Genomic DNA, 20,637 nt, shown 5'->3' on the forward strand with positions numbered 1-20,637 from the left:
TTTTTGTATTCGCGCGTATGCCGGGCAAGATATGAGTTTGCGCGCAAAGGGAAAGGCCATTCAGCGGCACCTTTGATACAGGGAGCGTCGTTTTTTGCCGCAGTCTCGGCCCGTAGCTGAAAACTTGTTTAGGTCAGGGGCTTTTCCTTAGCCTAAATCCATGTAATAGGGTCACCGCCAAACGGGCTTTTGCATGAGGTTAGCAGATGCAGATTCGTGAGGCACTCACCTTTGACGACGTACTCTTGGTTCCGGGGGCATCGACGGTGCTGCCTGCGACTGCGGACACGACCACGCGCGTGACCCGACAGATCACCATGAACATCCCGCTTCTCAGCTCGGCGATGGACACGGTGACTGAGGCGCGGATGGCCATTGCGATGGCGCAGGCTGGCGGGATCGGGGTGATCCACAAAAACCTGTCGGTTGACGAACAGGCCCGAGAAGTACGCCGGGTCAAGCGCTTCGAATCGGGCATCGTCTACAACCCTGTCACACTGCGTGCGGACCAGACGCTGGCGGATGCGCAGGCACTGGTGCAGCGCTATAATTTCACTGGCTTTCCGGTCGTGGACGAGGAAGGCCGCGTCGTAGGTATCGTCACTAACCGCGACATGCGTTTCGCGACCTCGGATGATACGCCGATTAAGGCGATGATGACCTCGGATAATCTGGCGATGTTGCAAGAGCCCGCCGATCTGGAAGAGGCCAAAAGCCTGATGCGGGCGCGGCGCATCGAGAAGCTTCTGGTCGTGGATGCCGCAGGTAAGCTGACCGGTCTGTTGACCCTGAAGGATACCGAGCAGGCCGTACTGAACCCGACTGCCTGCAAGGATCAGCTTGGCCGATTGCGGGTTGCAGCTGCGACGTCGGTCGGCGACGCGGGATTTGAGCGGTCCGAACAACTGGTGGATTCGGGCGTCGACATCATTGTCGTGGATACTGCGCACGGACACTCGCAAGGAGTTCTTGACGCGGTGAAGCGGGCCAAATCGCTGTCCAACGAAGTGCAAATCATCGCGGGTAACGTCGCCACTTGGGATGCAACCAAGGCTCTGATCGACGCTGGCGCGGATGCGATCAAGGTTGGCATCGGGCCGGGTTCGATCTGTACCACACGCATGGTGGCGGGGGTCGGTGTGCCTCAGCTGACCGCGATCATGGATTGCGCCGCGGCTGCCGGGGATGTTCCGGTGATTGCTGATGGCGGTATCAAGTTCTCGGGTGATTTCGCCAAGGCGATCGCTGCGGGTGCGTCTTGCGCCATGGTCGGGTCGATGATCGCCGGAACCGATGAAAGCCCGGGTGAAGTGATCTTGTATCAGGGCCGGTCGTTTAAATCCTATCGCGGTATGGGCAGCTTGGGCGCGATGGCGCGCGGCTCGGCGGACCGGTATTTCCAGAAGGATGCCGCCAACGACAAGTTGGTGCCCGAAGGGATCGAAGGGCAGGTGCCCTACAAAGGGTCGGCAAGCGCGGTGGTGCACCAACTTGTCGGCGGTTTGCGCGCGGCGATGGGCTACACTGGCTGTGCGACCGTCGAAGAGATGCGCAAGAACTGCAACTTCGTGAAAATCACCGGTGCGGGCCTGAAAGAAAGCCACGTGCATGACGTTCAGATTACCCGCGAAAGCCCGAACTACCGGGTGATGTAATCGCGATTTTGACTAGCACGGCGCCCTGACCCGGGCGCCGTTTTGCATTTGAGGCACTAAGCCCGAAGCAGTATCGGAAGAGACCATGACACCGGCCGCACGAATCCAGGCTTCGATAGAAATTCTTGATGAGATCCTCTCGGGGGCACCTGTCGAGAAATCCTTGACCAACTGGGCGCGTCGCAGCCGTTTTGCCGGGTCCAAGGATCGTGCGGCGGTCCGCGATCATGTGTTTGCTGCATTGCGGTGCAAGCGCTCGTATTCGGCGCTTGGTGGGGCCGAGACCGGGCGCGGTCTGATGATTGGCGCAGTACGCGCGACCGAAGATGCGGTGGACGATTTATTTACAGGGGCTCGTCACGCTCCGGCCGTTCTAACCACAGATGAGGTGGCACGGGATTTCGCAACCGAAGCTGAGCGATATGACATCCCGGAATGGCTCTGGCCGCGATTTCAATCGTCATTGGGGGATCATTCGATTGCGGTTGCAGAAGCGCTGCAACACCGCGCTCCAGTTCATTTGCGGGTCAACCTGATCAAGACCGATCTGGCCGGAGCTGTTGCGGCCATGGAGGCCGAAGGAATTGAAACGAGTGCACACCCGGCCTGTGAAACTGCGCTGGAGGTAACTGGGGGCGCTCGGAAAATAGCGCAAAGCAAAGCCTATTCGGATGGGCTGGTGGAGCTTCAGGATGCCGCCAGCCAAGCCGTAGTGACTGCTCTGGACCTTCAGCCCGGCATGCGTGTGCTGGATTACTGCGCAGGAGGCGGCGGTAAATCACTGGCGCTGGCTGCGCATCAAGGGGTTCAGGTATTCGCGCATGACGTGAACTACGGTCGGATGCGGGACCTGCCGACACGCGCCGAAAGGGCAGGCGCGCGCGTTGCGATTCTATCAACTAACGACCTCGCGCGACAGGCTCCGTTCGACGTGATCCTCACGGATGCACCATGTTCTGGCAGCGGGTCCTGGAGGAGGGCTCCGGCGGGCAAGTGGGCATTGACCGAAGCCCGTTTGCAGGAACTCACTCAGATCCAGATTGCGATATTGGAAAAAGTGAAAGCAATGACCGCTTCGGGTGGAGTGCTGGCATATGCAACATGTTCGATTCTCGCCGACGAAAATGGCTCTGTAGTCGGTAAATTCTTGAAACAAAACTCCGAATGGTCCGAAGATTTCCACAAAACGTGGCTTGTTTCACACGGGACGGACGGTTTCTTTACAGCACACTTGACGCGATAACGCGTCAGAACATAGCAACTTTAAGGAGAACATCCGGATTCTGTTAATCGGGGGTTAACCTTATTTGGGCTGAGTAAACAAAAGCCTATCGACTTGAGTTGTAAATGACTAAGTCCTCGGAAGTATTTTCTGATCCGTCTTTCCCCAAAACACCGTCAGGACTGCGGTTTCTTTCACTGGTTGCTATTGGAGCACTTTTAAGCCTTTCGCCTGCGGTAGGGCTGTTGCCCGAGGTATGGCATACGGGGTTCGTGGTCGCGGGCGTATCGTTGCTGGTCACGGCCTTTCTGGTTCTGCTGCGGGCCTGGTTCTTAGACCACCTGGCACGTCATGCAATCAAAACTATGACTGTGTTTGCGGAACAGGAATATTTCCCATGCGTGATCGCAAATGCTCAGGGTGATATCCTATCCACCAATTCCGAGGCTCGGGCACAGTTTCAGGCTTTTCCGGGGGGGCGGTTGCAAGATTGTTTGAGGTCGATGTTCGCCAACCCATCGGCCATTCTTTTGCGCTTGCAATCCAAGGCAGAAATTTTCGGAAAGGCGCGTGAGGACATCGTAACTGTTGCTTCAATCATCCCGGTATCTGTATTCGATGTAGGCAATGGCCGGTTTTGTTGGAGGTTTCATCTGGATGCGCCGGGTCAATGGGACGAAGTGAATGTTCCGGTTCTGACTGAAGGGCGAAATGGCACTATTTTGCGGTCAAATGCAGCGGCGATTCAATTGCTGGGGCAAGGGGGCAGAATTTCTCATCAGGTCTTTACCGAAAAGGTACCTGCGCAGGGGGGGATTTTTCAGGTTCAAGCTGCAAACGGAGTAATTTCGGCCGCTGTTTGTGAGCTTGGTCGCGCTGGCACTGTTCGTGATTTGGTTGTTTTTCCGATTGAAGGGCAAAAGCATGCTAGCGGCGAGGCATCTTTTTCCGAGTTGCCAGTGCCTATCTTATGCCTTTCTCCGGATGGCTACATTCTAGAGGCGAACCGTCTTGCTGTGGCGCTGATAGGTGAGATTGAAGCGGGCAAAACAAACGTCGACCAGATTATGCGAGGGCTGGGCCATCCGCTTCTAGATTGGCTTGAGAGTACCGCCACGCAGGAGCCCACTATGCGTTCCGAGTTCCTGCGTTTAACGCGGCAGGACAAAGAGATTTTCGTTCAGGTCACATTAAGCCGAGTGTTAAATAACGGGCAAATCTGTCTGATCGCGGTGTTGAACGATGCCACCGAGCTCAAAACGCTGGAGGCGCAGTTTGTGCAGGGGCAGAAAATGCAAGCAGTTGGGCAACTGGCCGGAGGCGTTGCCCACGATTTCAACAATTTGCTGACGGCCATTTCAGGGCATTGTGATCTGTTGTTGTTGAGGCATGATCAGAATGACCCGGACTATGGGGATCTTGTGCAGATCAATCAGAATGCCAACCGGGCGGCCGCGCTCGTCGGGCAACTGCTGGCGTTTTCGCGAAAACAGACCTTGCAGCCCGAAGTCCTGGATTTGCGAGACACAATTTCAGACCTCATCCATCTGCTGAATCGTTTGGTCGGTGAGAAAGTGCGCCTTACCCTCAGCCATGATCCTGCGTTGAAACCAGTACAAGCGGACAAGCGACAACTAGAACAGGTTCTCATGAACCTAGTTGTGAACGCCCGCGACGCTATGCCGGATGGCGGTGAGGTTAGGATCGAGACCGAGGTGATAGTGCTGAGCGAACCACTCAGACGTGATCGTGCGACTGTTCAGCCCGGTGAATACGTAACTGTCAAAGTGATTGACGGTGGTGTCGGAATTCCCGCGGACAAGCTGCAAAAAGTGTTCGAACCTTTCTATACCACCAAGCGCACCGGAGAAGGCACAGGGCTTGGCCTTTCCACCGTCTACGGAATCGTTAAGCAAACTGGCGGTTTCATCTTCGTTGATAGTTTGCAGGGGCACGGGACTGAGTTTACCGTTTACCTACCAGTATCTTCTTCTCCTCAACCGGTTTCGCCCGAGGTAGAGCCTGCCGCTGCCGTCCAAAGTACCCGTCAGGGTGAGGGTGTTGTCCTTCTTGTCGAGGATGAAGCGCCGGTACGTGCATTTGCAACGCGCGCGCTTCGGCTAAAGGGATATACCGTGCTTGAGGCCGGGTCAGCCGAAGAGGCATTGCAACTACTTGAGGACGGAGCGTTGAATGTCGACGCCTTTGTTACTGACGTTGTAATGCCCGGCATGGATGGCCCTACCTGGGTGCGAAAAGCGATGAAGACTCGTCCCGATGTCCGGGTGATCTTTATGTCTGGTTACACAGAAGGTGCGTTTGGTGATTCAGGGCTGGAGATTGCGCACTCAACCTTTCTCCCAAAGCCGTTTTCGTTAAACCAATTGACCGAGGCGGTATTTCAACAGCTTAACTAAAGTGCAGAAGCGTGACAGTTGAACTCGACCGCATGTCGTTTGCGGAAACGTTGTTCAGTTTCAGGCGTCAGAAGCAACTCTCGCTTGGGAGAGACGTTTTCCTTCGGCAACTTGATTTGCATATTCAGCCGATCCTCCAGGAAACTCAGAATATTATCCTGATTTTCGTATTTGAAAACATGACTTGCCCCGAATCCATTACTTCGCGTTCGAAAGAATTGGCTCTGACTGCCGACATCAGCGAACTCAGGGCGTGGGGATTGCATGTAGGCTTGAACAAAGTCGTCAAAGCTCAGGTTTCGGGTTGAATGTGGGTGTCCGACACGATCATCACGGCTGCGAAACCGATACCAACTGCCCAGCCAGTCAATGGGTTCACGCACCACGGCCATGATCTCCATCTCGGTTCCGTACATCTTTCGAAAAATGTTTTGGAAAAAGCGGTCGTAGCGCCGGACTGGAGCGTGTTTCAGCTCTGGTGGCCCCGTCACAACAAAATCAGCGCGGTCGCGCAGGGCGGTGTGGTACGCCGTGCTGCCTGTTTTGGGAACGGCCAGAAACGCAAGGCGTTCCTTATAGAAAACAAGCATTTATTAACCCTTGGTCGATCTGCATTGTTTTCGCAGATTGGCGTAAACGACTCTTTAACACAATTGCTCAACAGTAAGTTCTGTAAGTTTTAGTTGAAATGTTCTCTTTTTGGTCCCATAAAGAACAAGAGGCGAACAAAGCAGCGATTGCCGCCCGTTCAAGGGTGTGACAAAAGGGAAGGCGACAGGACAATGGCGGATCTTCTGACAATGAGCGACAAGAAAAACGCAGACAAGCAAAAGGCTCTCGATAGTGCGCTGGCACAGATTGAGCGGCAGTTCGGCAAGGGCTCGATCATGAAGCTGGGCGAAGATGCCAAGCAGGACATCGACGCAAGTTCGACTGGCTCGCTGGGTCTGGATATTGCGCTTGGAATCGGCGGTTTGCCGATGGGTCGGATTGTTGAGATTTATGGGCCGGAAAGCTCGGGTAAAACCACGCTGACGCTGCATTGTATTGCCGAGCAGCAGAAACGTGGCGGTGTTTGCGCGTTCGTCGACGCCGAGCACGCACTGGACCCGCAATATGCCCGCAAGCTGGGCGTCGATCTGGATGAATTGCTGATCTCGCAACCTGACACTGGAGAGCAGGCCCTGGAGATCACCGACACACTGGTGCGGTCGGGCGCGGTGAACATGGTTGTGGTCGACTCGGTCGCAGCGCTGACGCCGAAATCCGAGCTGGAAGGCGACATGGGCGACAGCAATGTGGGTGTTCAAGCCCGTCTGATGAGCCAAGCAATGCGTAAACTGACCGGTTCGATCAGCCGTTCGAACTGTATGGTGATCTTCATTAACCAGATTCGGATGAAGATTGGCGTGATGTTCGGCAGCCCGGAAACCACAACAGGCGGTAACGCGCTGAAATTCTACAGCTCTGTTCGTTTGGACATCCGTCGCATCGGGGCGATCAAGGACCGCGATGAGGTCGTTGGCAACCAAACCCGCGTCAAGGTCGTTAAAAACAAGGTGGCACCGCCGTTCAAGCAGGTGGAATTCGACATCATGTATGGCGAAGGTATCTCCAAAATGGGCGAACTGCTGGATTTGGGTGTAAAGGCCGGCGTGGTGGAAAAGTCGGGTTCGTGGTTCAGCTATGGTGATGAGCGGATCGGGCAGGGGCGTGAAAATGCAAAGCAATATTTGCGTGAAAACAGCCGCGCCGCGCTGGAAATAGAGGACAAGATTCGCGCTGCACACGGGCTGGATTTTGACATGCCGCCTGGCGCGACCGAGGATGACGATATCCTCGAAGCCTGAAGAAGCGTTGGAAATCAAAAGCTGGGCGGTCCATCAGGGCCGCCTTGTTTCGTTCCAGCCCCCCTCTGCTGTGGACTATCCGCAGGGAGGGGGATAAACCCAATTCGACACAATATGATTGCGCGCTGAGAGAGCCTTATGCCCACGCTGAACGATATCCGATCGACCTTTCTGAACTACTTTGCCAAACAGGGGCACGAAGTGGTGCCGTCAAGCCCTCTGGTCCCGCGGAATGACCCGACGCTGATGTTCGTTAACTCGGGTATGGTTCAGTTTAAGAATCTGTTTACCGGCGTGGAAACACGAGATTATCAGCGCGCGACTACCGCTCAGAAATGTGTGCGTGCAGGTGGCAAGCACAACGACCTGGACAATGTCGGCTACACCGCGCGGCACCATACTTTCTTTGAGATGCTGGGGAATTTCTCGTTCGGCAACTACTTCAAGCCCGAAGCGATCCCTTTTGCTTGGGAGCTGATCACCAAGGAATTTGGGATCGACAAGAACCGTCTGCTGACAACGGTTTATCACACCGATGATGAAGCATTCGAGATCTGGAAAAAGGTGGGCGTCCCCGAAGACCGGATCATCCGTATCGCGACAAACGATAACTTCTGGCAGATGGGTCCGACTGGCCCCTGCGGTCCTTGCACCGAGATTTTCTATGATCATGGGGATCACATCTGGGGTGGCCCTCCGGGTTCTGCCGAGGAAGATGGCGACCGCTTTATCGAAATCTGGAACATCGTTTTCATGCAAAACGAGCAGTTCGAGGATGGCTCGATGGTGGAACTCGACATGCAGTCGATCGACACCGGCATGGGGCTGGAGCGCATCGGAGCGTTGTTGCAGGGCAGCCATGACAATTACGACACGGATTTGTTCAAGACTCTGATCGAAGCTTCTGCAGAAGCGACAGGAGTTGATCCCTATGGTGATCAAAACGTGCACCACCGGGTCATCGCAGATCACCTACGTTCGACTTCGTTCCTGATTGCCGATGGTGTGATGCCGTCGAATGACGGGCGTGGCTATGTTCTGCGCAGGATCATGCGTCGTGCGATGCGTCATGCGCATTTGTTGGGCGCGAAAGATCCTGTCATGCACCGTTTGGTCCCCTCTCTGGTGCAGCTGATGGGGGCGCAGTATTCTGAACTGGGGCAAGCGCAAGCGCTGATCGAAGAGACACTGCTGCTAGAAGAAACGCGGTTCAAGCAGACACTGGATCGCGGTCTGAAGCTGCTGGACGACGAAGTCGCAGGTTTGCCCGATGGTGCCGCGCTGCCGGGCGAAGCTGCCTTCAAACTTTATGACACGTACGGGTTTCCGCTGGACCTGACGCAGGATGCGTTGCGTGAAAAGGGTCGGACTGTGGATACGGATGGCTTTGATACGGCGATGGCCGAGCAAAAAGCCAAGGCCCGTGCCGCTTGGGCCGGGTCGGGTGAAGCGGCCGATCAAGCGGTTTGGTTCGATGTGCTGGACAATGCCGGGGCGACCGATTTCCTTGGCTACGAAACCGAGAAGGCCGAAGGGCAGGTTGCTGCTTTGGTCGTCGATGGTGCATTGGTCGACCAGATCGAAAAGGGCGGATCTGGGTGGGTCGTCGTGAATCAGACCCCGTTCTATGGTGAAGCCGGTGGTCAGGTTGGCGATACTGGTGAAATTCGTCGCCTTGAGAATATGCAGGATGTTTCGCAAGTCGAGGACACGCGTAAGTTTGCTGAAGGCAAAGTTTATGCGCACCGAGTAACGGTCAACCAAGGTACCTTGTCAAAAGGCGACGCGGTTGAGCTTGAGGTCGATCACGCGCGTCGAACAGCCATCCGGGCCAATCACTCAGCCACGCACCTGCTGCACGAAGCGCTGCGCGAAACACTTGGTGATCATGTTGCGCAGCGTGGATCTTTGAATGCCTCGGACCGGCTGCGGTTCGACTTCAGCCATTCCAAGGCGCTGAGCCCTGCGGAAATCCAAAAAGTCGAGCGCGAGGTGAATGAGTTCATCCGCCAGAACTCGAGCGTCGAAACCCGTATTATGACGCCGGATGACGCCCGCGAATTGGGCGCGCAAGCATTGTTTGGTGAGAAATATGGCGACGAAGTTCGTGTGGTCTCGATGGGCAAGGCACCGACGGGCAAAGGCCACGATGGCGAGACCTGGTCCATCGAACTTTGTGGTGGCACGCACGTGCGCCAAACCGGCGACATCGGCACCTTTGTCGTTCTGGGCGACAGCGCCAGCAGCGCTGGTGTGCGTCGAATTGAGGCGCTGACAGGGGATGAAGCGTTCCGCTACCTGTCTGCTCAAGACCAGCGCTTGGGTCAAATTGCTGCTGAACTGAAAGCGCAGCCCGATGACGTGGTCAGCCGGGTCAAAACTTTGCTGGACGAACGTAAGGCTTTGCAGAACGAAGTTGCCCAACTTCGCCGCGACTTGGCGATGGCCGGTGGCTCGGGGCAGGGTGGCACTGAGGCGCGTGATGTGAACGGCGTTCCGTTCCTGGCGCAAGCTCTTTCCGGCGTGTCCGGTAAGGACCTGCCCGCGTTGATTGACGAACACAAGGCTCGGCTCGGTTCGGGCGCGGTACTACTCATCGCGGATGCGGGCGGTAAGGCTGCCGTCGCAGCAGGCGTAACGACTGATCTGACGGACAAGGTTTCCGCCGTTGATCTGGTTCGCGCTGCAGTGTCCGAGCTGGGCGGGAAAGGCGGCGGAGGACGCCCGGACATGGCGCAGGGCGGTGGCCGGGATGCTTCGAATTCGGATGCGGCAATCAAGGCCGCCGAACAAGTATTAGGAGGGTAAGATGCCCGCACTCTGGATTGCTCATGTCACAGTGACAGACAGCGAAGCCTATGGAAAATACGCTGAGTTGGCGGGGCCTGCGATTGCCAAGCACGGGGGCGAGTTCATCGCCCGTGCTGCGCGATACGTACAACTTGAAGGAAGAGAGCGCCCTCGGAATGTCGTAGCCCGGTTTCCTTCGTTAGAAGCCGCAGTGGGCTGCTACAATTCTCCTGAATATCAAGAGGCGCTAGACCACGCGCGTGGCGCCAGTGAGCGCGAGCTGGTGGTCGTTGAGATCACCGAATAACCCCTTCGGGACAATCGCAGACGCGACTATCTCGTCATAAGCGAAATTTAGCCGATTGAAAAACCGGGCAGTTGAACGAACTGTCCGGTCTTTCATTTGTTTCTTTGTCGTCTTCCTTTTCAGTGCTTTACGCGAAATTTTAGGTAGGTCGTTCAAAAGCATTTCCCTTTGATTGTGACGTGGCCTTCCCATTTTTTGCGTGAAATAGCCTTATTCACTTACGGAATTCTGCCTCGTTTGGTTTTCAGTTTCACCTCAAGTGGCGCTGATGGATTAATCTGCTGTTAGTTTACAAAGACATATTACGGTCTGATTTGCCCAGAAGCGCGCATGGAGAATTGGATCGAGGAACTGATATGAAACCCCTGAGCACTGATTTCAAAGTCGGTTTAAAACGGTTGCCTTCAACTTTGGGGCGATTGGCTGTTGTTTCCGTTTTGACTCTGGGGTCGATGGGGGCCGTTTCGACTGCGGATGCAAGCGAAGGGCGGTTTATCAAAAGTGTTGCTGTGTCTCCTCCGCCGTCGGGTGCGAAACAGTTATGTCGGCAGTATACATGGGCCTGTTCTACAAAAGTGTCGGCGTCCATGTCTTATCAGCAGGAAATGCGGATAATTCAGCGCGTGAATCGTCAGGTGAATGCAACAACCCGTTCTGTTACGGATTTTTCACAATATCGGACTGCGGAAAGATGGGCTTTGCCGACTTCTCGCGGTGGCGACTGCGAAGACTTCGCGTTGTTGAAGAAAAGAGATTTGATCCGGGCTGGCGTCGATCCGAGTAAATTGTTGATTGCGACCGTGCTTGATACCAAGCGCAATTCCCATGCTGTTCTGGTGTACCGCTCAGCGGCCGGTGATTTGGTTCTGGACAATCTTACCAACCAGATCAAACCTTGGTCGGCGACACGTTACTTGTTCTTACGAATGCAAAATCCTCGTCAACCCAGCAGTTGGGTCGGAGTTTATGGCCGCAGCTGACGCTCTGGAAAGCTAGAAAACGGCATTGTTGTAATTACCATCAAGGAGGGCGACACAGAGGTCGCCCTTTCCGTTTTTTGCAGTCGAGATATTTTTGGCATCAGCCACACATCAGTGCGACAGGCTTATTTGGATTTGCCACCTTTCCCGCCTTTGCCAGAACCACCTTTTTTCCCGCCGCCTTTACCAGGATTGTCCGATCCGTCGTTATTGCTTTGACCGCCAGGATTAGTTCCGTCGCTATGGCCTGATCTGTTGCCTTTTCCTTTACCGCCGTCGTTGTCGCCGCCGCCGTCGTTGTCGCCGCCGCCGTCGTTGTCGCCGCCGCCGTCGTTGTCGCCGCCGCCGTCGTTGTCGCCGCCGCCGTCGTTGTTGCCGCCGCCGTCGTTGTCGCCGCCGCCGTCGTTGTCGCCGCCGCCGTCGTTGTTGCCGCCGCCGTCGTTGTCGCCGCCGCCGTCGTTGTTGCCGCCGCCGTCGTTGTTGCCGCCGCCGTCGTTGTCGCCGCTGCCGTCGTTGTTGCCGCCGCCGTCGTTATTGCCGCCGCCGTCGTTGTTGCCGCCGCCGTCGTTGTCGCCGCCGTCGTCGTTGTTGCCGCCACCGCCGGTACCACTGCCGTTGTTGCCGCCGTTGCTATTATTCTCGTTTTCGCCACTCCGGCGAGACGAAGCGGTTGTCGCTGTTGGAACATCGGTCAAAACGGCTGCGAAGGCTGGGCAGCTTTCAAGAGTACGGGACAAAATATCCTCAAAATCCGCCCGACGCTGAATATAGCGCAGCATCCGGGTGTCTACGACCGTACACCCGCATAGGGTGTCGGTTGAGACAGACTGCCGAGCTGTTTTGATGTTACATCTATCCGCTTGAGCCGTACCTGCTGTGACCAAGGGAAACGATGCTGAAAGAAATACAATAGTCAACAAACGGGATTTCACGCGCATTGCGTCACTCCTTCGGAACTCGTTACTAAGTCTGTCGTATACAACAAACTGGACTAGGCGCTTTCGACCAAAATTAGCGCCACATTTCAACCATAATTACATCTGTTTTAGGGCATATTTTCAAGGGGTGTTTAAATTGGGTTAAATTCCAGAAACTAGATATCTTCGAGAAAAACGCTTAAAAACAAAGAGAAAGCCCGCCAACGTGGCGAGCTGTTCATTGAGAGCGGCTTGGGGGGTGAGTTCAAATATGTTGATATTGTGACATTGTTGCAATCAGGGACACAATCAACCCCAAAGGTTAAGCGGATTTTGCCATCCGCTTGCGTTCGTGAGGGTCCAGAAACCGCTTGCGCAGCCGGACTGCGTTTGGCGTTACTTCGACCAGTTCATCGTCGTCAATGTAAGCAATCGCTTCTTCCAAAGAGAACTGGACATGCGGCGTCAGGCGTACAGCATCGTCCGAACCGCTTGCTCGGACATTGGTCAACTTTTTCCCTTTTAACGGGTTCACTTCAAGGTCGTTGTCGCGCGAATGCTCGCCGATAACCATGCCCTGGTAGACGTCCGTCTGCGGGCCCACGAACATGCGGCCTCGTTCTTCGAGATTCCACAACGCATAAGCCACGGCCTGACCATGTTCCATCGAGATCAAGACACCCGCGCGGCGACCTGGAATCGGACCTTTGTGCGCGGCCCATCCGTGGAAGACACGGTTCAGAACGCCCGTACCACGTGTATCGGTCAGGAACTCTCCGTGGTATCCGATGAGCCCGCGAGAGGGTACATGCGCGATGATCCGGGTCTTTCCTGCGCCAGCGGGCCGCATCTCGACCAACTCACCCTTACGCGCGCCGGTTATCTTTTCGATCACAGCGCCTGAGTATTCGTCGTCCACGTCGATGGTAACTTCTTCGATGGGCTCCAGACGCTGGCCGTCTTCCTCGCGGAACAGAACCTGAGGGCGCGAGATGCTAAGCTCGAAACCCTCACGGCGCATGTTCTCGATCAGAACACCCATCTGCAATTCACCGCGGCCTGCAACTTCGAACGCTTCGCCACCGGGCGTATCGGTGATGCGGATGGCGACGTTGGATTCTGCTTCTTTCATCAGGCGGTCGCGAATGACGCGCGACTGCACCTTTTTGCCATCACGGCCCGCCAAGGGTGAGTCGTTGATGCCAAATGTCACAGTGATGGTCGGCGGGTCGATGGGTTGCGCGGGTAGCGCTTCGTCCACCTGCGGAGACACCAGAGAATCTGCAACGGTCGCTTTGCTCATGCCCGCGATCGTGACGATGTCCCCGGCTTCGGCCACGTCGATCGGTTGCTGCGCTAGGCCACGGAAAGCCAGGATTTTCGAAGCGCGAAAGTTTTCGATCAGCGTGCCGTCACGGCTGAGTGCCTTCAGGCTGTCGCCTGCTTTCAAAGTTCCGCTTTCAACGCGGCCAGTCAGGATGCGCCCAATGAACGGGTCGCTTCCCAGCGTGGTGGCCAGCATACGGAACGGTTCGTCCTTTTTTTCAGCCTGTTTCGGGGCAGGGACGTGATCCACGATCAGGTCGAACAGAGCGGTCAGATCTTTGCGAGGACCGTCCAGCTCCATATCAGCCCAGCCAGAGCGGCCCGAAGCGTACATGGCCGGGAAGTCCAACTGGTCGTCATCGGCACCGAGGTTGGCGAACAGGTCAAAGCATTCGTCCAACGCGCGGTCAGGTTCGGCGTCGGGTTTGTCGACCTTGTTCAGCACCACGATGGGTCGCAGGCCCAGTGCAAGCGCCTTGGAGGTCACGAATTTCGTCTGCGGCATCGGGCCTTCGGCGGCATCGACCAGCAGGACAACGCCATCGACCATGCTCAGAATTCGCTCAACCTCGCCACCGAAGTCGGCGTGGCCGGGGGTGTCGACGATGTTGATGCGCGTTCCTTTCCACTCGACCGAAGTCGCCTTGGCAAGGATGGTGATCCCGCGCTCGCGCTCAAGATCATTGCTGTCCATGGCACGTTCAGCCACGGCCTGGTTTTCCCGGAACGCGCCGGATTGTTTAAGCAGCTCATCCACCAGGGTCGTCTTGCCGTGGTCCACGTGAGCGATGATTGCGATATTGCGCAGGTCCATGAGAGGTCAGCCTTTGAACGGGAAGTTGCCGCGCGCATACCGCGATGCGGCGCAATATGCCAGCCCTAACCGGCGATCAGTGGCCTGCAGTCTTGGAAAATAGGTGAATGATCAGAATTCCAGCCAAAATCATGACCAATCCGATTACTGCCGGCCAGTCCAATCTTTGTCCAAAAACAATAAAGCCTATGATTGCGATCAGAAAGATGCCCAATCCTGACCATATGGCGTAGACGATGCCAACGGGCATGTATTTCAACGTCAGTCCCAACAAATAAAATGCGATCCCATAGCTGACCACGACCAAAACGGACGGCCAGAAACGGCTGAATTGTTGGCTGGCTTGCAGGGATGTCGTGCCGATGGTCTCAGCGATGACCGCCAGCAAAAGGATCAAATAGGCTTTGGGCACGGGAGCTTCTCAGTGAAAGTTTCGAGAGGTTGAGCACGAAACCATCTGGGCGGGCAAGAAGAATTTAGTCGCACGATATACGGGGCGACTTGGTGTGCAATTTAGAGGCATAGGAGAAGTATGGATAACCTGACTATGGTTCGAGCTAGCAAATTGGTACAAGCTGCTTGTTTTTATGTGTTTTTCATCGATCAGCTGTAAGTAGAAACAACGCAACTTTTGCTGGAATTGTTTCGGCATATTTTAACGCGCTTGGGTGGCTTGCTGACGGGGGGTCCGTCGACAAATGCAGCCGAATTTGTTGAACGGTTAGAGAGTTTTTAGGTTTAAGCGCCTGTCGAAACATGAGAAAAAGAGGCATCCTGCCTCTTTTTCTTTTTTAGGTGCCGATGGTCGAGGCGAAGTAGTTGCCCAATTGGGGCTGAAGCCAAGCCCATAACCCTGGGGCACCCCGTTGAACTGGTGCTCCAACGCGCTCTTCAATTTGGGCATAAGTGACGTTGTAGTCCTTCCATGAACCACCACCCGTTTCCAGATTCCCTACCGGCGCTTGGAACCGGTCGATTGCTTTGGCAAATTGAGCATCCGAACTTTCGGCTGCTTCAAACTCTCGCCAGAGAGACAAGAAAGCAATGTTCTGTTCATCGGGGAGAAGACCGAACAACCTTTCTGCTGCGGCGTTTTCTTCGGCTTCTTGTGCCGCATGATCGACTTGGCCGTGAATAGGGTGATCGCCAGCGTCAATCTCGACAACGTCGTGCAGTAAGAGCATTTGCAAAACCCGGTCGATAGAGAAATCGGATGCGGCGTGCTCGGACAATATCCACGCGTACAGCATAATGTGCCAAGAATGCTCGGCGGAATTCTCGAACCGCTCTCCGCTCAACAGGCGAGAGGCGCGGTAGACTGATTTCAAAGCGTCGCTTTCGACAAGAAAGGGCAGGCGGGCCGTAAACGGGTTTGATTTTACAGGGAGGTCTTCGAGAAGACACTGTGCCGCTTCAAACGCGAGTGGAAACTCGCTTTTCAAATAAGCCGCCCGGCCGGTGCTTAGATTTTCCTGAACGATCACTCGATGCTCTGTCATCGAATTTTGCGCGCATAGAACCTGAAACATAGGCTGGCAGCGGTCCAGGTACTTGGCGAATTTCGCGTCCGGCGTTTCATCCGCCTCGAATTCTTGCCAGAGGTAAAGGCATTCCGATGCTTGATCATCCGGCAAAAGCCCAAACAGTTCTGCCGCGGCGGCTTGTTCTAACCGTTCCACGGCCTGCCAGTCTGTTTGCAGATGTATCGGGTGGTCGCCGACGATGATCTCGACCAGATCATGCAGCAGCAACATCCGTATGACCCGGTCGATATCTACGTGTTCATCGGCCAAGGGCTGCATCACCAACGCCCACAAGGCCAACTGCCAGCTATGTTCAGCTGCGTTTTCGGCCCGTGACTGGTTCAGAAGGTAATTCGCGCGATTGACTGATTTCAGCCTGTCCGCGCGTTTCAGGAATTCAATTTGCGCGGACAGTCTGTCGGTCATTGTTTTTCGATCGCCTTAACTTTGGAACGGTGTTCCGCGAGTTTTTGAATGACAAACTTGCGCGCTTTTCGTTCTGCCAAACGCACGCGTATCTCGGTCAAAAACGCCTCTTCCAAGGTTTGAGAGGACGCGCCCAGCAACTCACCCACTTCAACAAAGAAACGGTCGTCGCCGGTTTCGTCCATCACTTTCATCGTGTCCTCGGCCAGTTTGGCGGCGAGGGTGGTGATGGTGTCAGACATCAGCGCGTGTTCTCGGTCAGGCGACGTTTGACGTAGTCGCTGACATCGGTGATCAGCGTGTCCATGTGGCGATCCTGGAAGAAGTGATCGGCACCTTCGACCTCGTTATGGGTGATGGTGATGCCCTTTTGCTCGTGCAGCTTGTTCACCAGCGATGTGGTGTCTGCCGGAGGCGCGACGCGGTCGGCAGATCCGTTGATGATCAGGCCAGAGGACGGGCAAGGTGCCAGGAACGAGAAGTCGTACATATTGGCAGGAGGCGATACGCTGATAAAGCCCGTGATCTCCGGGCGACGCATCAACAGCTGCATACCAATCCAGGCGCCAAACGAGAAGCCCGCGACCCAGCAGTGTTTCGAGTTGTTGTTCATCGACTGCAGGTAATCCAGCGCCGAGGCCGCATCGCTCAACTCACCGACGCCCTGGTCATATTCACCCTGGCTGCGGCCCACACCGCGGAAGTTAAAGCGCAACACGGTGAAGCCCATGTTGTAGAACGCATAGTGCAGATTATAGACCACCTTGTTGTTCATGGTCCCGCCAAACTGTGGATGCGGGTGAAGCACGATGGCGATCGGTGCGTCTTTTTCCTTTTGCGGGTGGTAGCGGCCTTCCAGGCGGCCTTCGGGTCCGGGAAAAATCACCTCGGGCATGTGTGCTTTGGTCCTGTCTTTTACTTCTTGGCGCCGGGATATACTTGACGGTTATCGTCAGGCACCTTAGAACGGTTCTAATTGTGATGCGTTGCGCAAAGCGCTGCCCGTCGGAGATACGCACTGGCAGCGGCGGCGTCAATGTTTTCGCGTGTCACCAGCCAAGAGGGACAGAGAATGAAGCTTTCGACCAAGGGTCGTTATGCAATGGTTGCATTGGCCGACATCGCCCTTCAGCCCGGTGATACCCTTGTCACGTTAGGCGAGATTTCTGAGCGTCAGGACATCTCGTTGCCATATTTGGAGCAGCTTTTCGTTAAGTTGCGCCGCGCCGATTTGGTGTCATCGGTGCGCGGTCCGGGCGGGGGATACCGGTTGTCGCGTCCGCCATCGGAAATCCGTGTGGTGGAGGTTCTGGCAGCTGTGGACGAAACGGTAGATGCGCTGAAAAAGGGCGCGGGAGCGTCGGGGGCCTCTTCAGGCAGTCGTGCGCAATCGCTGACCAATCGGTTGTGGGAAGGGCTGAGCGCCCATGTTTATGTCTTCCTGCATCAGACGCGGTTGTCCGATGTGATCAAGAATGATCTGGCTCCGTGTCCAGCTGTGCCGAGTTTGTTTTCAGTTGTGGACGACTGACGAGATGAGATTGGTGCGTGAAATCGCGGTCCGCCGTCGCATTCTTGAAAAGGTGAATCCATGAGTCGTGTTTATCTGGACCACAATGCGACCACGCCTTTGCGACCAGAGGCCTGTGAAGCGATGATCGCTGCGATGGAGGTATGTGGAAACCCCTCTTCAGTGCATGCCGAGGGTCGTGCTGCAAAGGCATTGGTAGAAAAGGCTCGGGCGCAGGTCGCCGCAGCATTTGGGGCCGACGGAGCGGATATCGTCTTCACCTCGGGCTCGACCGAAGGCGCAGCTTTGACACTTGGTGGTCGTAGTCTGCATGGCGCTGCTGTTGAACATGACGCCGTAAGGTCTTGGGTTGTCGAAGATTTGACAGTGGAGTCTTCTGGTAAAGTTCGGGTTCTGGACCCCTCTCAGTCGACCTTGCAACTGGCCAATTCAGAAACCGGGATCGTTCAGTCGCTTCCCTCGGGTTTGGCGGTGACCGATGCAACGCAGGCGTTTGGTAAACTGCCAGTGGCTTTCAACTGGTTGGACGTGCAAATGGCTTTGATCTCGGCCCATAAATTGGGCGGGCCGAAAGGTGTTGGTGCGGTTGTGATGAAACGTGGCACGGATTTGCCTGCGCAGATCAAAGGGGGCGGTCAGGAAATGGGTCGCCGGTCTGGTACGGAAAATATCATTGGAATCGCGGGGTTCGGGGCTGCAGCTGAAGCTGCAGCAAGAGATTTGGCCAATGGTGTTTGGGACCAGGTGAAAGAATTTAGAAATATTCTAGAAAAGGCTCTTGAGGCTGGTTCTAAATCTACTATTTTTGTCGGGAAAGATCAGGAACGCCTGCCAAACACTCTGTGTTTCGCCACGCTAGGCTGGAAGGGTGAGACACAGGTGATGCAGATGGATCTGGCGGGTTTTGCGATCAGTGCGGGTTCGGCCTGCTCTAGCGGCAAGGTTCGCGCCAGCGCGGTGTTGACCGCAATGGGATTTGACGAGGTGACGGCAGCCAGCGCGATCCGCGTTTCGCTGGGACCTTTGACAACAGAAGAAGATGTGCTGCGTTTCGCCGAGACGTGGCTTGAGAAAGAGAAAAAGCATCGCGCGCGCGCCGCGTGATCTGACGGAGGGTAAGCAATGGCCGCTTTGGACCAGACCCAGGTAAAAGAGGGTGTCGATCAGGAAACCGTGGACGCGGTTCGCGAGGTCGGAACCTATAAGTATGGCTGGGACACAGACATTGAAATGGAATACGCGCCCAAGGGCGTGAATCCTGATATCGTCCGTTTGATCTCTGAAAAAAACGAAGAGCCGGAATGGATGACCGAATGGCGTCTGTCGGCCTTTGAGCGCTGGACCAAGATGGATGAGCCGAAATGGGCGATGGTCCACTATCCTCCGATCGATTTTCAGGACCAGTACTACTATGCCCGTCCGAAATCGATGGAAGAGAAACCGAAGTCACTGGATGACGTCGATCCCAAGCTTTTGGCCACATACGAAAAGCTGGGTATCCCGCTGAAAGAGCAGATGATTCTTGCGGGCGTTGAAGGTGCCGAGGATGCGCCTGCCGAGGGTCGTAAAGTTGCTGTGGATGCCGTGTTCGACTCGGTATCTGTGGGAACGACATTCCAGGACGAACTGGCGAAGGTCGGTGTCATCTTTTGTTCGATTTCCGAAGCGATCAAAGAGCATCCTGAGCTGGTCAAGAAGTATCTAGGGACCGTCGTGCCGGTTTCGGACAATTTCTATGCCACACTGAACTCAGCTGTATTCTCGGACGGGTCGTTTGTTTACATCCCGCCGGGCGTGCGGTGTCCGATGGAGCTGAGCACCTATTTCCGCATCAACGCAGAAAACACCGGTCAGTTCGAACGCACCCTGATCATCGCTGACAAAGGCTCGTACGTGTCTTATCTGGAAGGCTGCACCGCGCCGCAGCGTGACACCGCGCAATTGCACGCAGCTGTGGTTGAGATCATTGTGGAGGAAGATGCCGAGGTGAAATACTCGACCGTTCAGAACTGGTTCCCCGGCGATGAGAACGGCAAGGGCGGCATCTACAACTTTGTGACCAAGCGCGCCGATTGCCGGGGCGACCGGTCCAAGGTGATGTGGACGCAGGTTGAAACCGGCTCGGCCGTGACTTGGAAATACCCGTCCTGCATCCTGCGCGGCAACGAAAGCCAGGGTGAGTTCTACTCGATCGCGATTGCCAACAACTACCAGCAGGCCGACACCGGCACCAAGATGGTTCATCTGGGCAAGAACACCAAATCGCGCATCGTGTCCAAGGGGATCAGCGCGGGCAAGGCACAGAACACGTATCGCGGTCTGGTTTCGATGCACCCGAAGGCCAAGGACAGCCGGAATTACACACAGTGTGACAGCTTGCTGATCGGCGACAAATGCGGTGCGCATACGGTTCCGTATATCGAGGTCAAGAACAACTCGTCCCGCGTTGAACATGAGGCGACGACGTCCAAGGTGGACGACGATCAGCTGTTCTATTGCCGTCAGCGCGGCATGGACGAGGAAGAGGCCGTGGCACTGGTTGTCAACGGGTTCTGCAAGGACGTATTGCAGGCGCTGCCTATGGAGTTCGCCATGGAAGCGCAGCAACTGGTGGCAATTTCACTGGAAGGCTCTGTCGGCTGATGACGCGGACACCCCGGAACGGCATCCAAAAGGATGATGTGCTGACCTGGCTTGGGTACGCACTTCCGGTCTTGGGCGGCTTGATCGGGGTGGCCTATGTCAACATCAACCATACGGCTTTCATCAACCCGGTTTGGGCGGTTGGCGGAGGGGCAATCACAGGTTGGATTGTCGCCCGTCTGATCCGCAAAGTGCTGGGATAGGAATTTATCGGGGCCATGGCGCCCTTCGCGAGA

At 55.6% G+C, this 20,637-nt stretch carries 18 protein-coding genes; 11 read left to right on the forward strand and 7 right to left on the reverse strand.

All coding sequences use genetic code 11. From position 1 onward, the window contains the following. The first annotated feature begins 206 nt into the window (after nucleotides 1-206). The 3 genes from guaB to ACR0LN_RS05340 all read left to right on the forward strand — a co-directional run bounded on the left by guaB (nucleotide 207) and on the right by ACR0LN_RS05340 (nucleotide 5,294). Complete coding sequence (gene guaB, locus ACR0LN_RS05330) at nucleotides 207-1,655, forward strand: IMP dehydrogenase (RefSeq protein ID WP_480428231.1); 1,449 nt, start codon at nucleotides 207-209, stop codon at nucleotides 1,653-1,655. Between the two features lie 85 nt (nucleotides 1,656-1,740). Continuing rightward, nucleotides 1,741-2,898: an RsmB/NOP family class I SAM-dependent RNA methyltransferase gene (locus ACR0LN_RS05335; RefSeq protein ID WP_480428232.1), complete on the forward strand. Its 1,158-nt coding sequence runs from the start codon at nucleotides 1,741-1,743 to the stop codon at nucleotides 2,896-2,898. A gap of 104 nt (nucleotides 2,899-3,002) precedes the next feature. Continuing rightward, the gene (locus tag ACR0LN_RS05340; RefSeq protein WP_480428233.1) at nucleotides 3,003-5,294 is read left to right on the forward strand and encodes an ATP-binding protein; all 2,292 of its coding nucleotides are present in this window, start codon (nucleotides 3,003-3,005) and stop codon (nucleotides 5,292-5,294) included. Here the strand turns inward: ACR0LN_RS05340 and ACR0LN_RS05345 are convergent. Next, a complete protein-coding gene (locus ACR0LN_RS05345) occupies nucleotides 5,291-5,884 on the reverse strand; it encodes a gamma-glutamyl kinase (protein ID WP_480428234.1) in 594 nt (197 codons plus the stop codon). The genes ACR0LN_RS05340 and ACR0LN_RS05345 overlap by 4 nt on opposite strands. Before the next feature lie 192 nt (nucleotides 5,885-6,076). Between ACR0LN_RS05345 and recA the strand changes: the two genes are divergently transcribed. The 4 genes from recA to ACR0LN_RS05365 all read left to right on the forward strand — a co-directional run bounded on the left by recA (nucleotide 6,077) and on the right by ACR0LN_RS05365 (nucleotide 11,221). Next, complete coding sequence (recA, locus tag ACR0LN_RS05350; RefSeq protein ID WP_480428235.1) at nucleotides 6,077-7,144, forward strand: recombinase RecA; 1,068 nt, start codon at nucleotides 6,077-6,079, stop codon at nucleotides 7,142-7,144. A gap of 138 nt (nucleotides 7,145-7,282) precedes the next feature. Further along, nucleotides 7,283-9,952, forward strand: coding sequence for an alanine--tRNA ligase (gene alaS, locus ACR0LN_RS05355; RefSeq protein ID WP_480428236.1), 2,670 nt, complete (start codon nucleotides 7,283-7,285; stop codon nucleotides 9,950-9,952). Between the two features lies 1 nt (nucleotide 9,953). Then, complete coding sequence (locus tag ACR0LN_RS05360) at nucleotides 9,954-10,241, forward strand: DUF1330 domain-containing protein (RefSeq protein ID WP_480428237.1); 288 nt, start codon at nucleotides 9,954-9,956, stop codon at nucleotides 10,239-10,241. Nucleotides 10,242-10,597: 356 nt separating this feature from the next. Continuing rightward, a complete protein-coding gene (locus tag ACR0LN_RS05365) occupies nucleotides 10,598-11,221 on the forward strand; it encodes a transglutaminase-like cysteine peptidase (RefSeq protein WP_480428238.1) in 624 nt (207 codons plus the stop codon). Nucleotides 11,222-11,346: 125 nt separating this feature from the next. Here the strand turns inward: ACR0LN_RS05365 and ACR0LN_RS05370 are convergent, their stop codons facing one another. The 6 genes from ACR0LN_RS05370 to ACR0LN_RS05395 all read right to left on the reverse strand — a co-directional run bounded on the left by ACR0LN_RS05370 (nucleotide 11,347) and on the right by ACR0LN_RS05395 (nucleotide 17,122). Beyond that, nucleotides 11,347-12,159: a hypothetical protein gene (locus ACR0LN_RS05370; RefSeq protein ID WP_480428239.1), complete on the reverse strand. Its 813-nt coding sequence runs from the start codon at nucleotides 12,157-12,159 to the stop codon at nucleotides 11,347-11,349. 301 nt (nucleotides 12,160-12,460) lie between these two features. Continuing rightward, the gene (gene typA, locus ACR0LN_RS05375) at nucleotides 12,461-14,278 is read right to left on the reverse strand and encodes a translational GTPase TypA (protein WP_480428240.1); all 1,818 of its coding nucleotides are present in this window, start codon (nucleotides 14,276-14,278) and stop codon (nucleotides 12,461-12,463) included. Between the two features lie 76 nt (nucleotides 14,279-14,354). After that, entirely contained in the window at nucleotides 14,355-14,690 is a 336-nt protein-coding gene (locus ACR0LN_RS05380; RefSeq protein ID WP_480428241.1) for a DMT family transporter, read from the reverse strand. Between the two features lie 379 nt (nucleotides 14,691-15,069). Continuing rightward, a complete protein-coding gene (locus ACR0LN_RS05385) occupies nucleotides 15,070-16,227 on the reverse strand; it encodes an HD domain-containing protein (RefSeq protein WP_480428243.1) in 1,158 nt (385 codons plus the stop codon). Continuing rightward, on the reverse strand, nucleotides 16,224-16,469 hold the full coding sequence (locus ACR0LN_RS05390; RefSeq protein ID WP_480428244.1) for a hypothetical protein: 246 nt from the start codon (nucleotides 16,467-16,469) through the stop codon (nucleotides 16,224-16,226). The genes ACR0LN_RS05385 and ACR0LN_RS05390 overlap by 4 nt, the downstream gene beginning before the upstream one ends. Then, nucleotides 16,469-17,122, reverse strand: coding sequence for an alpha/beta hydrolase (locus tag ACR0LN_RS05395; protein ID WP_170324952.1), 654 nt, complete (start codon nucleotides 17,120-17,122; stop codon nucleotides 16,469-16,471). The genes ACR0LN_RS05390 and ACR0LN_RS05395 overlap by 1 nt, the downstream gene beginning before the upstream one ends. A gap of 177 nt (nucleotides 17,123-17,299) precedes the next feature. Between ACR0LN_RS05395 and iscR the strand changes: the two genes are divergently transcribed. The 4 genes from iscR to ACR0LN_RS05415 are packed head-to-tail and all read left to right on the forward strand — an operon-like array spanning nucleotide 17,300 to nucleotide 20,604. Next, nucleotides 17,300-17,758 (forward strand): Fe-S cluster assembly transcriptional regulator IscR, encoded by a 459-nt coding sequence (iscR, locus tag ACR0LN_RS05400; RefSeq protein ID WP_480428245.1) that lies wholly within the window; start codon nucleotides 17,300-17,302, stop codon nucleotides 17,756-17,758. 60 nt (nucleotides 17,759-17,818) lie between these two features. Then, nucleotides 17,819-18,862 carry a cysteine desulfurase family protein gene (locus ACR0LN_RS05405; protein WP_480428247.1) on the forward strand — a complete coding sequence of 348 codons (1,044 nt, stop codon included), beginning with the start codon at nucleotides 17,819-17,821 and terminating at the stop codon, nucleotides 18,860-18,862. Nucleotides 18,863-18,880: 18 nt separating this feature from the next. Continuing rightward, the gene (gene sufB / locus ACR0LN_RS05410) at nucleotides 18,881-20,401 is read left to right on the forward strand and encodes a Fe-S cluster assembly protein SufB (protein WP_480428248.1); all 1,521 of its coding nucleotides are present in this window, start codon (nucleotides 18,881-18,883) and stop codon (nucleotides 20,399-20,401) included. Continuing rightward, a complete protein-coding gene (locus ACR0LN_RS05415) occupies nucleotides 20,401-20,604 on the forward strand; it encodes a hypothetical protein (RefSeq protein ID WP_480428250.1) in 204 nt (67 codons plus the stop codon). Before sufB ends, ACR0LN_RS05415 begins: the two co-directional genes overlap by 1 nt. Nucleotides 20,605-20,637: the final 33 nt, after the last annotated feature.

It is taken from the genome of Ruegeria sp. AA6 (assembly GCF_056542865.1).